15 protein-coding genes are annotated in these 13,613 nt (G+C 66.5%); 9 read left to right on the forward strand and 6 right to left on the reverse strand.

The features are described from left to right. The first annotated feature begins 229 nt into the window (after window positions 1-229). The 3 genes from J8I35_RS05145 (at window position 230) to J8I35_RS05155 (ending at window position 2,594) form a co-directional block, all read left to right on the forward strand. Complete coding sequence (locus J8I35_RS05145; RefSeq protein ID WP_047901546.1) at window positions 230-475, forward strand: DUF3717 domain-containing protein; 246 nt, start codon at window positions 230-232, stop codon at window positions 473-475. 264 nt (window positions 476-739) lie between these two features. Next, the gene (locus tag J8I35_RS05150; RefSeq protein ID WP_050018064.1) at window positions 740-1,657 is read left to right on the forward strand and encodes a LysR family transcriptional regulator; all 918 of its coding nucleotides are present in this window, start codon (window positions 740-742) and stop codon (window positions 1,655-1,657) included. Between the two features lie 109 nt (window positions 1,658-1,766). Then, the gene (locus tag J8I35_RS05155) at window positions 1,767-2,594 is read left to right on the forward strand and encodes an alpha/beta hydrolase (protein ID WP_209924683.1); all 828 of its coding nucleotides are present in this window, start codon (window positions 1,767-1,769) and stop codon (window positions 2,592-2,594) included. A gap of 40 nt (window positions 2,595-2,634) precedes the next feature. Here J8I35_RS05155 and J8I35_RS05160 read toward each other — a convergent pair whose 3' ends face one another. Both J8I35_RS05160 and J8I35_RS05165 read right to left on the reverse strand, forming a co-directional pair. Next, the gene (locus J8I35_RS05160; protein WP_124631237.1) at window positions 2,635-2,988 is read right to left on the reverse strand and encodes a hypothetical protein; all 354 of its coding nucleotides are present in this window, start codon (window positions 2,986-2,988) and stop codon (window positions 2,635-2,637) included. Between the two features lie 250 nt (window positions 2,989-3,238). Further along, window positions 3,239-3,859 carry a TetR/AcrR family transcriptional regulator gene (locus tag J8I35_RS05165; RefSeq protein ID WP_209924684.1) on the reverse strand — a complete coding sequence of 207 codons (621 nt, stop codon included), beginning with the start codon at window positions 3,857-3,859 and terminating at the stop codon, window positions 3,239-3,241. Between the two features lie 92 nt (window positions 3,860-3,951). Here J8I35_RS05165 and J8I35_RS05170 point away from each other — a divergent pair, with 92 nt between their 5' ends. Beyond that, window positions 3,952-5,193 carry a glycosyltransferase gene (locus tag J8I35_RS05170; protein WP_209924685.1) on the forward strand — a complete coding sequence of 414 codons (1,242 nt, stop codon included), beginning with the start codon at window positions 3,952-3,954 and terminating at the stop codon, window positions 5,191-5,193. Between the two features lie 15 nt (window positions 5,194-5,208). Here J8I35_RS05170 and hutC read toward each other — a convergent pair whose 3' ends face one another. The 3 genes from hutC to J8I35_RS05185 form a co-directional block, all read right to left on the reverse strand. Continuing rightward, the gene (gene hutC / locus J8I35_RS05175; RefSeq protein WP_050018069.1) at window positions 5,209-5,904 is read right to left on the reverse strand and encodes a histidine utilization repressor; all 696 of its coding nucleotides are present in this window, start codon (window positions 5,902-5,904) and stop codon (window positions 5,209-5,211) included. A 182-nt stretch (window positions 5,905-6,086) separates the two neighbouring features. After that, a complete protein-coding gene (locus J8I35_RS05180) occupies window positions 6,087-7,214 on the reverse strand; it encodes a porin (RefSeq protein WP_209924686.1) in 1,128 nt (375 codons plus the stop codon). Between the two features lie 135 nt (window positions 7,215-7,349). Continuing rightward, a complete protein-coding gene (locus tag J8I35_RS05185) occupies window positions 7,350-7,577 on the reverse strand; it encodes a hypothetical protein (protein ID WP_185625054.1) in 228 nt (75 codons plus the stop codon). 729 nt (window positions 7,578-8,306) lie between these two features. On the opposite strand from J8I35_RS05185, the gene J8I35_RS05190 reads away from it, so the two are divergent. The 4 genes from J8I35_RS05190 (at window position 8,307) to J8I35_RS05205 (ending at window position 11,024) form a co-directional block, all read left to right on the forward strand. Continuing rightward, window positions 8,307-8,996, forward strand: coding sequence for an ABC transporter permease (locus J8I35_RS05190; protein ID WP_209924687.1), 690 nt, complete (start codon window positions 8,307-8,309; stop codon window positions 8,994-8,996). Beyond that, window positions 8,993-9,706: an ABC transporter permease gene (locus J8I35_RS05195; protein ID WP_124554511.1), complete on the forward strand. Its 714-nt coding sequence runs from the start codon at window positions 8,993-8,995 to the stop codon at window positions 9,704-9,706. Before J8I35_RS05190 ends, J8I35_RS05195 begins: the two co-directional genes overlap by 4 nt. 33 nt (window positions 9,707-9,739) lie before the next feature. Next, the gene (locus J8I35_RS05200) at window positions 9,740-10,507 is read left to right on the forward strand and encodes an ATP-binding cassette domain-containing protein (protein WP_209924688.1); all 768 of its coding nucleotides are present in this window, start codon (window positions 9,740-9,742) and stop codon (window positions 10,505-10,507) included. 82 nt (window positions 10,508-10,589) lie between these two features. Further along, entirely contained in the window at window positions 10,590-11,024 is a 435-nt protein-coding gene (locus J8I35_RS05205) for a cupin domain-containing protein (RefSeq protein ID WP_050018075.1), read from the forward strand. A 200-nt stretch (window positions 11,025-11,224) separates the two neighbouring features. Here the strand turns inward: J8I35_RS05205 and phaZ are convergent, their stop codons facing one another. Continuing rightward, window positions 11,225-12,580, reverse strand: coding sequence for a polyhydroxyalkanoate depolymerase (gene phaZ, locus J8I35_RS05210; RefSeq protein ID WP_209924689.1), 1,356 nt, complete (start codon window positions 12,578-12,580; stop codon window positions 11,225-11,227). 284 nt (window positions 12,581-12,864) lie between these two features. On the opposite strand from phaZ, the gene J8I35_RS05215 reads away from it, so the two are divergent. Then, a complete protein-coding gene (locus tag J8I35_RS05215) occupies window positions 12,865-13,527 on the forward strand; it encodes a glutathione S-transferase family protein (RefSeq protein WP_204384103.1) in 663 nt (220 codons plus the stop codon). Window positions 13,528-13,613 lie beyond the last annotated feature (86 nt).

A 13,613-nucleotide genomic window follows, 5' to 3' on the forward strand; every position in this document is an offset into this window, starting at 1 on the left:
AACGGGAAGCCGCGCGCCTTCCCGTTTTTTTTGCCCGGCTTTTGCCTGCGCGGGGTCAAAGCCGGTTATATTGCCCGACCCTACCGGGCCGCGGCCCGGCCGGCGCGACAGGCGCGGCGCGGATCGGCATCCGGCGCGCGCGGCGCGCGGCGGCCGGCGAGATGCCCGGCGTTTTCATCGCTCCAGCCGGGCCGGCATGGCCCGCGGAGCGCGCAACCCAGAGGAATTCATGAGCGCATCACCCGCCGAGCGGAAGGCCGGACCCGTTTCCATCGTGCGAATCGAAGCCGCGATCAACGCGTGGCGCGAAGTGTATCCGCCGGCGCCGGACGGCGAGGACGGCTACGCGCTCGACGCCGGCAGCAACTGCCTGGCCGAGCTGTACGGCACGATGATCTGCTATCAGTTGCCCGACGTGCCGCTCGACACGCTGAGTAACGAGCAGCGCGACGCGCTGTATGCGACCGAGGTGTGATGCGGTGCGCACGATGCCGCGGCGCGGCGTCGGTGAACGAACGGGAAGCCTCGCGGCTTCCCGTTTTGCTTTGCGCGGCCCCGGACGTCGCCGCCAGCACGACGCTGCTCGAGCCGGGATCGGCGCCGGCTGAGGTATCGTGACGGGATCGGCTAGCAGGCGATCGAGGAGGCCGGTACGGATAGCCGGCAAGGGTGAGCGGTGCGGGCGCTGCCCGCGCGGTGCCGGATGAGCGTCCGTCGCCTGTCCCGGGAGGATTCGAACATGGAGTTGAGACACCTCCGCTACTTCGTCGCGGTGGCCGAAGAGCGGAATTTCACGCGGGCGGCGGAACGGCTGCATATCGCGCAGCCGCCGCTGAGCCGGCAGATCCAGCAGCTCGAGGAAGCGCTCGGCGTGCCGCTGTTCGAGCGCACCGCGCGGCCGCTGAAGCTGACCGATGCCGGACGCTTCTTCTATTCGCACGCGGTGCAGTTGCTCGCGCAGACCACCGAACTCGAATCGATGACGAAGCGGGTCGGCAAGATCGAGCGCAGCATGTCGGTCGGTTTCGTCGGCTCGACGCTGTACGGGATGCTGCCGAAGATCATCCGGCGCTTTCGCAGCGAATATCCGGCCGTCGAATTGAGCCTGCACGAGATGTCGACGATGGACCAGATCAAGGCGCTGAAGGAAGGGCGCATCGACGTCGGGTTCGGGCGCATCCGCCACGAGGATCCGAGCGTGCGGCGCGTCGTGCTGCGCGAGGAGCGGATGATCGTCGCGCTGCCGGTCGGCCACGTGCTCGACAGCGCGAAGCCCGTGCTGTCGCTGCACGATCTCGTCAACGACACGCTGATCATCTTTCCGAAGGCGCCGCGCCCGAGCTACGCGGACCAGGTGCTCGCGGCCTTCCACGATCGCGCGCTGCAACCGCGCAGGATCTACGAGACGCGTGAACTGCAGATCGCGCTCGGCCTCGTCGCGATGGGCGAGGGCGTGTCGGTCGTGCCGCACAGCGTGTACGGGCTCAAGCGCGACGACATCAGCTACAAGCCGCTCGACGATCCGAACCTCGTGTCGCCGATCATCATGAGCATGCGGATGCTGGACGAGTCGGAGGACATTCGCGCGATGCAGGCGCTGATCTACCGGCTGTACGACGAAGCGCAGATGGAGTATCTGCCGCCGCAGCCCGAATGAACGCGTGGCCGATAGGGGCTTGCTTGACGCTGCGCGCGCCGACGGGCCACCATGTCCGGATTCGATGCGGCCGCCGACGGGCGGCCGCTTTCATGCAGACGACCGACACATGACCGATATCGTGACCGAGGAGATGACCGTCGAGACGCCGCAAGGGCGTCTCTTTGCGAAACGCTGGGGTGCGGGGCCGGCGCGGCACGCGGCCGCGCCTGGGCCGGCCGCACCTTTGCAGGCCGCACCGATCGTGCTGCTGCACGATTCGCTCGGCTGCGTCGATCTGTGGCGCGATTTCCCCGCGCAACTCGCCAGCGCGACGCAACGCGACGTGATCGCATACGACCGTCTTGGTTTCGGCCGTTCGGACCGTCATCCCGGGGTACTCGCCACGACGTTCGTGCGCGACGAGGCCGATCATGCGTTCGTCGCGGTGCTGGATCAACTCGGCGTCGATACGTTCGTCGCGTTCGGACACAGCGTCGGCGGCGGGATGGCGGTCGGCTGTGCTGCCGCGCAGCCGGCGCGTTGCCGCGCGCTCGTGACGGTCGCCGCGCAGGCGTTCGTCGAGGATCGCACGCTGGCCGGCATTCGCGACGCCGGGCGGCAGTTCGACGAGCCGGGGCAGCTCGACCGGCTCGCGCGCTATCACGGCGACAAGGCCGAATGGGTGCTGCGCGCGTGGGTCGACACGTGGCTGTCGCCGGCGTTTCGCGACTGGACTCTCGACGACGACCTGCCGCGCGTGCAGTGCGCGACGCTCGCGATTCACGGCGAGGACGACGAATACGGGTCCGACGTGCATCCGAAGCGGATCGCCGCGCGCGTCGCGGGGCCGTCGTCGTTCCTGTTGCTCGCCCGCTGCGGACACATGCCGCACCGCGAGCGGACGGACGACGTGCTGGCCGCCGTCGCGACGTTGCTGCGCGACGCGGGCCCCTGAGCGCGCTCGCCATCGCCAGCGGGCGTCCGCCCGCTGGCCGTCAGAACGAAAGCTGGATCCCGAGATCGATCGCCAGCAGCACGATCGACAGGCCGATGCCGAGAATCACGTTCGGCAAGCGGTGCTCGAAATCGCGATGATCCTTGCGCATCGCCGCGCCGAGCAGGAAGATCGCCTCGACGACGATCTGCAGCCCGACGAACAGCAGCATCAGCAGATACTCGTAGCCCATCTGCTTGAACGCGACGAACTGCATCCCGTGATCGCGGATCCACTGGCCGACGCGCAGCAGTTCGTAGACGAACAGCAACGCGGGGAACAGGTAACTGATGAAGTAGGTCGGCGCGGTGGCGTGCCGTAGTTCGAGGTGGAAGTGCTGATGCGTGGTGGCCATCACAACCCTCCTTGCAACGCATGATTGCGGTCGCGACGGCGGCGCGTGTCGCGTGCAAACTAGGGGATTGCCCGATGCACAGTGCGCAGCCGTACCGCATCAGCATACTGCTGCGCGGGAAATTTGGCATGCGAAGTGTGCGTTCGTTGTAACAATGTGTGCGCGATGCGCGACGCGTTGGCGGCCTCCCGCTGGCCGTTGCGCTGCGTTGCATGGCGCCGCGACGTCCTTCCGGGCGTTTGTGCGTGCGTCACCGCTTCGCTTCCGCGCCTTCGATAAACAGCTTCGCGACCGACTGAAACTCCCGTTTCAGCGACAGCCCCGGCACGGTCAGCCAGCGCAGCATCGCCGCGAGATACAGATGATGGAACCAGGTCGCGAGCTGATCTGCCTGCACCGTGCGGTTCAGTTCGCCGGCCTGCTGGCCGGCTGCGATCAGTTGCTGCCACACCAGTGCGATGTCGCTGCCGTTCTCTCCCGCGCGCTCCGGTTCGGCTGCGCCGATACTCAGGAAGCGGTGCCGCAGGTACGCGAGCAGATACACCGGATGTTGTTCGCACCACGCGGCCGACGCGTCGAGCACGCAGCCGATGCGTGACGCAAAGGTCTTGCGCCGCGCGACGTCGTGTTGCAAATGCGCGAGATCGCGCGCGAGTTCGCCTTCGAGCCAGTGCGCGAGCACGGCTTCCTTCGTCGGAAAGTGGTTGTACAGCGTGCGCTTCGCGACATCGGCCTGCGCGGCGATCTGCTCCATCGTGACGGCATCGTAGCCGTGCGCGTCGAACAGGCGCGCGCCGGTCGCGGCGAGATGCGCGAGCATCTGGATGCGTTTGCGCGCGCGGCGGCCCGGATCGTCGGTCGGAATCGTCATGGCAGGGGTTGACTGAAAGTGTACGGATTGCATTAGTATACGACGTGCATTTTGTGAATCCAACCTTTTCCGCCATGCACGGGGAGCCCCGCATGAAACTCGTCATCGCCACCTACGGCACCGAAGGCGACACGCGCCCGCTCGCGGCGCTCGGTCGCGCATTGATGGATGCCGGCCATGACGTCCGGTTGCTCGCCGACGCGGCGACGCTCGGGTCGGCCGCCGCGCTCGGCGTGCCGTCGGCGCCGCTGTCCGGCGACATCCGTCGCGCGATCGCGCCGGAAGGCGCGTTGGCCGGTGCGGTGCGCGGGCGCGGCGGCTTCGCCGATACGTCCAAGGCGCTCGCGGCGATCGCGAATGCGAACACGGCCGCGTGGATGCGCGAAGTGGCGGACGCATCGGCCGGCTGCGACGCGCTGCTCGTGTCGGGGCTCGCGTCGTTCGTCGGGTTGTCGGTCGCCGAATATCGCCGCATCCCGGCGATCGGCACGGGCATGATCCCGATCACGCCGACCGCCGAATTCGCGTCGCCGTTCCTGCCGCCGGGCAAGTTGCCGCGCGGGCTGAATCGCGCGACCCATCGGTTCGTGAATGCGCTGCTGTGGCAGGCGTTCAGGAAGTCGACCAACGCCGCGCGCGCCAGCGTAGGCGGATTGCCGCCGCGCAAGCGCGTGTGGACCGATCATCCGATGCTGTATGGCGTGTCGCCCGCGCTGCTGTCCGGTCCGGCCGACTGGCCGGCGAACGTGCAAGCCTGTGGCCAGTGGCGAATCGATGCGCGTGCGTGGGCGCCGCCGCCCGAACTCGCGGCGTTTCTCGACGCGGGCGAGCCGCCCGTGTACGTCGGTTTCGGCAGCATGGCCGGCTTCGATCGCGCGGCGCTGGCCGCGGCGCTGACGCATGCGCTGGCCGGCCGGCGCGCGCTGCTTTATCCGGGCTGGAGCGGCATCGATGCGTCGCTGCTGCCGGCGCACGTTCGCGTGATCGGCGACACGCCGCACGACTGGCTGTTCCCGCGCGTCGCGATGGCGATCCATCACGGCGGCTCGGGCACCACGCATTCGGCCGCACGGGCCGGTATTCCGTCGGTGGTCGTGCCGTTCGCGGGCGATCAGTTCTTCTGGGCGAATCGGCTGCAACGGCTCGGCGTCGCGGATGCGCCGGTGCCGGGCCGGCGCATGGAGGCTGCGGCGCTGGCGCGGGCCATCGTGTTTGCCGAACGGGATGAGACGAAGGCGCGTGCGACGGAACTCGGTACGCTCGTCGCGCAAGAAGACGGCTTGAAGCGGGCGGTCAGTGCGATCGAACGATGGGCGCAACCGCGCGCGCGGTAAGCCCGCGCGTCGGCATCAGAAATGCCCGGTGAACCGATAGCGGCTGCCCGGGTGCCACAGATTGGCGACCGACGCGACCAGCCCCTGCGACCACGTGCGCCGATGCAGCAGCAGGCACGGCTCGCGATCGTCCATCGTCAGGTGGCGGCGCGTGTCGGCATCGGGCATCGCGGCCTCGATCCGGTATTCGACGCGCTGCAGCGGCGCGACGCGCGTCAGGTACTGGTTCGGCGTCGTCGCCGTGAAGTCCTGCAACGCGTATTCGGGTGCGCAGGCCGGATTGACCCAGCGTTCCTCGAGTTGCACGGGCGTGTCGTTCTCGAAGTGCAGCACGCGCGAATGGAAGATCGGGCTGCCGGTGTCGAGTTGCAGTTCGTCGGCGAGCTTCGCATCGGCGACGGCCGCGCCGACCAGCAGCACCTGCGCGCGATAGCCGTGGCCGCGCGCGGCGACTTCGTCGGAAATGCTGCGGATCGCGACGAGCGTCGATTCGTATTTCGGCGACGCGACGTACGTGCCGGAGCCGCGCGTGCGCGTGAGCACCTGTTCGGCGGTCAGCTCGCGCAGCGCGCGGTTGACGGTCATCCGAGCGACGTTGAATTCGCGCGCGAGCTCGTTCTCCGACGGCACCTGGTCGCCTTCCGCCCATTCGCCGGCATGAATGCGCGCGAGGATGAAGTCCTTGATTTCCTGATAGATCGGTGTGGTCATGGGATCACGATTCAGAGTCGGCGGCGGGCCGCCGCCGAATGCCGGTCCGGCGCGCGCCCGGCGCCGAGTGTACCGGTTTCGCGAGCGCGCCGGCCCGGATTCCCCGAATGATCCCTGTTCGGCCGGCGCGCGTCCATGCGGGATTGCACAGAGCGGCCGACCAGTCGACGGCCCGCGCGCGGTCAGAACCGATGCCGGATGCCGATCGTTGCGACTACCTGCGTGCGGGTCGACGAAGCCGCGACCCCCGTGACGTTCGCGAACCCGAGCGTCGCGTCCGACGGCACGCCGAACTGGTGCTGGTACACGGTTTCCGCATACACGTCGGTGCGCTTGCTCAGCGCGTAGTCGGCCATCAGCGTCACCTGGTGCCACTTCGGCTGGTGGCTGCCGGTGGCGTCGTCGTAGCGGCCGTCGGTGAACGTATAGGCGCCCGCGAACGAGACGGCCGGCGTCAGCGCATAGCGCGCGTTGAGTTCGTAGTTGTCGAAGCGCAGCGCATTCAGCGCGCCGGGCAGCGATGACGCGGCCGTCTCGTCGAACATCGTATGCGTCCACAACGCGCCGATCGTCAGCCGGTCGAACGCGTAGCTGCCGCCGGCGCCCATCACGCGCTGCCGGACGGCCGGGAAGTTCGGCGCGTCGTTCGTCGACAGTGCGCCGCCGGCCGTCAGGCCGCCGCGGTTGAGTTGCAGGTACGCGGCGCCGAGGTTAACGGGCCCGTTCGCATACGCCACGCCCGCGCTGTACGCGCGGTTGTTCGCGAAGCCGCCGGCCGCGTTGCCGAACCCGTACAGGCCGCCGAACTGCCAGCCGGCGAGCGTCGGGCTCGTGTATTTCACCGCGTTGTCGATGTAGAACGAATCGTCGAGGTTGTCGTTGTCGAACGGATGCGATGCGAGGTTGTTGCCGTCGCCGTTGTTCGCCATCGCGAGCGGGCCGAGATAGTCGACCACGGCGTCGTACTGGCGACCGAGCGTCAGCGTGCCGTACCGGTCGCTCTGCAGGCCGACGTACGCACGGCGGCCGAATATCGTATTTCGATAGGACTGCGTGCCGTTATTCAGGTTGAAGCCGCTTTCGAGTCGAAACAGCGCATGCAGGCCGCCGCCGAGATCCTCGTTGCCGCTCAGCCCGAAGACCGTGTTCGACAGCAGCCCGCTGCCTTGCTGCCACGCGCTTTTGCCCGACTGGTTGTTCGTATAGGCGATACCGGCATCCAGCATCCCGTAGAGCGTGACGCTGCTTTGCGCATGCGCGGCGGCGCCGATGAATGCGAACGACAGGGTACCGACGACTGCTTTTTTCATTGCATGTAGTTCCTGGAAAGGCCCGTTGCGACGGGAACGGCGATCCGTCACGCGTGCCCGTGCGGACACGCGTGTGCGAATCGATGAAAGGGGAGCGCGTGACGCGTGTTCACGCGCGGCGGCGGCGAACGCCGGCTAGTGCAGCAGGCGGATCGTGCCGAACTCGGCGGCCGGCAGCGCGCGCAGGATCGACAGGATCGCGGGCGACGCCTGCGACCGCGCGACTTCGAGTTCGATGCACGCGCGCCCGGTGCGGCTGTCGATCGTGGCCGTGTAGGAGTTGAGCGCGGCGCCGACGGCCTGATGCAACTGGCGCCGCACGATCGCGAGGTTGTCCGATTCGACGCGAACTGACAGCAGCACGAGTGCGTCCGTGGGAGAGCGACGCCGCGAACGATCGGGCGGCAGAGGGCGTGAAGCAGCGGAATCGGTTGTGGTCGGTTTCATGGGCTCATCCCCGGTCACAGCGGGCTCCGCATCGCGGAGATCTCGTGATGGACATGGCCCCCATTCTAGAAATCGCCGTGGCGAGACGGTGTATAGACTCGCCGCGCGCGTGCAAAGGATGCGTAAACGCGCCGTGCCGCGCCGGCCAACGGCCCAAGGCATGATGAGCGCGCGCTGGCCGAGTTATCGTTGGATGAGCGGTTCAGCCGACGAAAGTCTAGACAGCTGCCGCGGCCCGCCCGTACGCCGCGAGAGCGCCATCATTCCGCTTCGTGTAATCCATAATCAATTGAAAATTAAGGAAAATACGGCCTAGTGCTCCTAATCAGCCGACAATTAGAGATAAACACGGATTGCTGGCCCCGCCCTGAAACGGCAAAGTTGTCTGTACAACTTGGGGCGTCGCCGGAACGCGCGATTTCCCCGGTTGGAAGGGTTCACGGCGCTCAGCTTGACCGGAACCCGCACCAGTTCGCCTCTGATAGGAACGCCATGAAGAAACTCGCGCTCGGTATTGCCCTCGCCACGCCCTTCGCGTGACGCGTCCGGCTTGATGAGCAGGCCGCATCACGTCGTGCGCAGAACTCGTTTGATACGCGCTTAATGGCTATTGACAATCCAGCCACATCGTTCTGGATCCCTAATATGATCTTCCAAGGATTTGGCCCGCTGCTGTGGGCCGGCACGGTCGAGACCGTGAAGCTCGCGGTGCTGTCGCTCGCCGCGTCGCTGATACTGGGCCTCGCCGGCGCGGCCGCGAAACTGTCGGCCAACCGCGCGCTCAAGTCGGTCGGCACGTTCTACACGACGCTGATCCGCGCGGTGCCCGACCTCGTGCTGATGCTGCTGCTGTTCTACGGGATCCAGATCCTGCTGAACGACGTGACCGACGTGCTCGGCTGGGACCAGATCGACATCGACCCGTTCGTGGCCGGCGTCGTGACGCTCGGCTTCATCTACGGCGCGTACTTCACCGAGACGTTCCGCGGTGCGTTCCTCGCGGTGCCGCGCGGCCAGCTCGAAGCGGGCTTCGCGTACGGGATGAGCGGCTGGCGCGTGTTTTACCGCATCCTGTTCCCGCAGATGATGCGCTTCGCGCTGCCGGGCATCGGCAACAACTGGCAGGTGCTCGTGAAAGCCACCGCGCTCGTGTCGATCATCGGCCTCGCCGACGTCGTGAAGGCGTCGCAGGACGCGGGCAAGAGCACGCTCGATTTCTTCTTTTTCACGCTCGCGGCAGGCGCGATCTACCTCGCGATCACGACGGTGTCCAACGTCGCGCTGCACCACCTCGAGAAGCGTTATTCCGTCGGTGTCCGGAGGCTTGCACTGTGATCGAACTCGTCGGCCAGTACTGGCAAAGCTATCTCTATTCCGACGGCTACCGCTTCAGCGGCCTCGCGATCACGCTGTGGCTGCTGGTCGTGTCGATCGCGCTCGGTTTCGCGCTCGCCGTGCCGCTCGCGATCGCGCGTGCGTCGTCGAACCGCTGGATCTCCGGCCCCGTGTGGCTCTATACGTACGTGTTCCGCGGCACGCCGCTCTACGTGCAACTGCTGATGTGCTACACGGGCATCTACAGCCTGCAGGTCGTGCATGACCACGTGCTGCTCGACACATTCTTCCGCAACGCGATGAACTGCACGCTGCTCGCGTTCGTGCTGAACGAATGCGCGTATGCGACCGAGATCTTCGCGGGCGCGATCAAGGCGACGTCGGCCGGCGAGATCGAGGCCGGGATGGCGTACGGAATGTCGCGCTTCAAGCTCTATACGCGCATCATCCTGCCGTCCGCGCTGCGCCGCTCGCTGCCGAGCTACAGCAACGAAGTGATCCTGATGCTGCACGCGACGACGCTCGCGTTCACCGCGACCGTGCCCGACATCCTGAAGGTCACGCGCGACGTCAATTCGGCGACGTACATGTCGTTCCAGGCCTACGGCATCGCGGCCGTGTTGTACGCGGTCGTCGTGTTCGCGCTCATCTGGGCGTTCCGCAAGCTGGAGACGCGCTGGCTCGCATACCTCGCGCCGCGCGGCCATTAACGCATTCGCAAGATCCGCAACGAAGGACCCCGCATGTACAAGCTTACCGTTGACAACCTGCACAAGAAATTCGGCGACAACGAGGTGTTGAAGGGCGTGTCGATGAAGGCGAAGGCCGGCGACGTGATCAGCATCATCGGCTCGAGCGGCTCCGGCAAGAGCACGTTCCTGCGCTGCATCAACTTCCTCGAACAGCCGTGCTCGGGGCAGATCACGATCGGCAGCGAGCCGATCCAGATCCTGCGCGATCGCAACGGCTCGCTGCGCGTGGCCGACCAGAAGCAGCTGCAGCGCATGCGCACGAAGCTGTCGATGGTGTTCCAGCACTTCAACCTGTGGGCGCACATGACGGTGCTCGAGAACGTGATCGAGGCGCCGATGGCCGTGCTCGGCGTCGGCAAGGACGAGGCGATCGCGCGGGCGCGCCAGTATCTGGAGAAGGTCGGGCTCGCGCCGCGCGTCGAGGGCATGTATCCGTCACACCTGTCGGGCGGCCAGCAGCAGCGCGTCGCGATCGCGCGCGCGCTGGCGATGGAGCCGGAAGTGATGCTGTTCGACGAGCCGACGTCGGCGCTCGACCCGGAACTGGTGGGCGAAGTGCTGAAGGTGATGCAGAAGCTCGCCGAAGAAGGCCGGACGATGGTCGTCGTCACGCACGAGATGGGCTTCGCGCGCAACGTGTCGAACCACGTGATCTTCCTCCATCAGGGGAAGATCGAGGAAGAGGGCGATCCGCAGCAGATTCTCGTGAATCCGAAGAGCGAGCGGCTCGGGCAGTTTCTGTCGGGGCGGTTGAAGTAAGTAAGCGCACGGTTTCGCGCCGTCGCAAACTGGAACGCTTAATGCTTGTCTCGCGTGATCCTTTCGATGAAGGAGCATCGCGATGAGCACGCCGACCACCACCGCTTTTTCCCACGTGAAGCCGCAGGACACCGCCTATCAAGGCGAGGGCCTGCGCGACTTCTTCCTGTACCGCGATCTCGGTATCGCCGCCGCGACGAACGGCAAGGTCGTCGCGCAACTCGTCAGGGCCAATCATGCACCGGCGGCGGGCACCGGCTGGCACCGTCACGAGGCCGAATTCCATATCGTGATCATGCTGAAGGGCTGGGCGCGCTTCATGTACGGCGAACAGGAAACGCTGGTGGCGGCCGGTGACTGCGTGCACCAGGCGCCGGGGATCGTCCACTACCTGTTCGACTACTCGCCGGACATGGAGTATCTGGAGATCGTCGGGCCAGCCGACTTCAAATCGATCGACGTCGACGGCCCGTGTGCAGTGCCGGAGCCGACGCCGTGGGGCGAGGTCGGTGCGTAGCGTGCCAGTTGGGTGTGCGCTTTCGACGAACCGCCTGCATTCAGGCGGTTTTTTATTGGTGCGCCGACATCCGCGACTTGCCTTCCGCTTCCGCCTAGCCGGCCCGGCGCGCGAGTGGTTCGCTCACGCGTCGTCCGGATGTTGCGGCAAACGTCGCCGCGCCTCTCCGGCGTGGCGATTCACTGTGTCGCTACCCGCGTTCAGTGCGCATGATCCGATTGCGCTTCGGTCGCCGCAACGATCCCGGCCGTGCGCGCATCGAGCAGCGCGCGCAGCGTGACGTAATGGGTGCCGCTCGTGTCACCTTCCGCATCCGCGGTGCGATCGTACGGCTCGTTGTCGTGGATCGTCGCCCGCACGATCGGATAGATCTGCGTTTCCCAGCGGCTGCCGTTGAACACGCCGTAGTGCCCCACGCCCGTCTGGACATGGTGCGTCTTCAGGTACGACGGTAATCCCGAACACAGTTCCTGCGCGGCCACAGTCTGGCCCACCGCGCAGATATCGTCCTTCTCGCCTTCGACCGTCAACAGCGCGGTGCGATGAATCGCCGCCGGTTCGACGAGCCTGTCGCCCACCGTCAGCTCGCCGCGCGCGAGCGCGTACTGCTGGAACACCTTCTCGACCGTTTCCAGATAGAACTCCGCGGTGAGATCGGCCGTTGCGAAATATTCGTCGTAGAAATGCCGCAACGTATCGGCTTTCGCGGGGTCGCCTTTCGCGCGTTCGTAGTACAAATCGGCGAACGACGCCGCATGCCGGTCCGGGTTCATCGACATGAACGCGCCCACCTGCACGAAGCCCGGATACACGCACCGCTGCGCGCCGACGAAGCCCGTCGGCACCACGCTGATCAGGTTGTGCGCGAACCACTCGATCGGCTGGCTCGTTGCGAGTTCGTTGACCTTCGTCGGATTCACGCGGCAGTCGATCGGGCCGGCCATCAGCGTGAGGCTCGCCGGCTGAGCGGGATCGCCGCCGGCCGCCATCAGCGAGACTGCCGCGAGCGACGCGACGGTCGGCTGGCAGATCGCGAGCACGTGCGCGTCCGGGCCGATGTGGCGAATGAAGTCGATCACGTGCGTGACGTATTCGTCGAAACCGAAACGTCCGGCCGTCAGCGGGATGTCGCGCGGGTTGTGCCAGTCGGTGATGTACACGTCGTGATCAGCCAGCATCGTGCGCACCGTGCCGCGCAGCAGCGTCGCGAAGTGCCCGGACATCGGCGCGACGATCAGCACGCGCGGCTGGCGCGGGACCGGCCGCGCCTTGCGGAAATGCAGTAGCGTCGCGAACGGCGTGGCCGTGGCCGCTTCCTCGACGATCGGCACCGCTTCGCCGTCGACGACGACCGACGCGATCCCGAACGGCGGCCGCCGGTGCGAGAACGCGCAGCATTCGAGCAGTTCGCACAGCGCATCGACCATGCGGCCTGTCGGCGTCGATGTCGCCGGTGGCCACAGCGACATCGTTGCGCGCGTCGCGGCCGCCCATGCACGCGCCGGACGCAGACATTCCGCAGACCATTGATAAAACGGATAGGCAAGCAGATTCATGACCTTCGCTCGTGACGCCGCATTGCAATGAACGAGGCAAGCCGTATGCCAGCATGCGGCTGGCACGCGCGTTGCAGCGGTTCGGGAGCGTGGCGATGCGCGCGGTACGTAGTGAGCAGGGCGAAGGCGATGCGTTGCCTTGCTGGTCGGGCGCGCGACACGTGCGGCGATGCCGTGCGACGTTGCGCCAGTTCGGCGTACGGACCGCACAGGCGTGGTGCGCGGTCCGACGGCGCGTCCGTTTACGGTGCAGGGGCACGAACGACATTCTGCAGGGGAGTGATATGGAATCCAACGCACGAACGACGCTGACCATCAGCAGTCGCAATTACTCGTCGTGGTCGATGCGCGGCTGGTTGCTCGCGAAGCTGAGCGGCCTCGCGTTCGAGACGATCAGCGTGCCGATCGATGCCACGTCGCGCGCCGAGCTGCTGCTGCTGTCGCCATCGATTCTCGTGCCGTGCCTGACGCACGACGGCAACGCGGTGTGGGACACGCTCGCGATTGCCGAATACCTGAACGAGATCCGCCCGCAGGCGCGGCTGCTGCCCGACGAGCGCCACGCACGCGCGCATTGCCGGTCGATCTGCGGCGAGATGCATTCCGGCTTCAGCGCATTGCGATCCGCGCTGCCGATGAACCTGCGCGGGCATTTCCCCGGCTTCCGGATCTGGTCGCGCGCGCAGCACGACATCGAGCGGATCGTGACGATCTGGCGCGAGTGTCTGGCCGAGTACGGCGGCCCCTGGCTGTTCGGCGCGGAGATCGGCATCGCCGATGCGATGTACGCGCCGGTCGTCACGCGCTTTTTGACCTACGACGTGAAGCTCGAACCGGATGTCGCCGAGTACTGCATGCGCGTGCTTGCGCATCCGTTCGTTGGCGAGTGGATCGACGCGGCGAAGGCCGAGCACGAAGACATCGACGAACTCGACATGGAGTTCTGACGCGCGCGATCGCGGCGCGCTTTCAATTTCACTACAGGCGCAAGCGACGAAACGAACGATCGATGGACGTGCGCAACTCGCAAACG

This window comes from Burkholderia sp. CpTa8-5, assembly GCF_017815045.1.
Lineage (GTDB): Bacteria > Pseudomonadota > Gammaproteobacteria > Burkholderiales > Burkholderiaceae > Burkholderia > Burkholderia sola.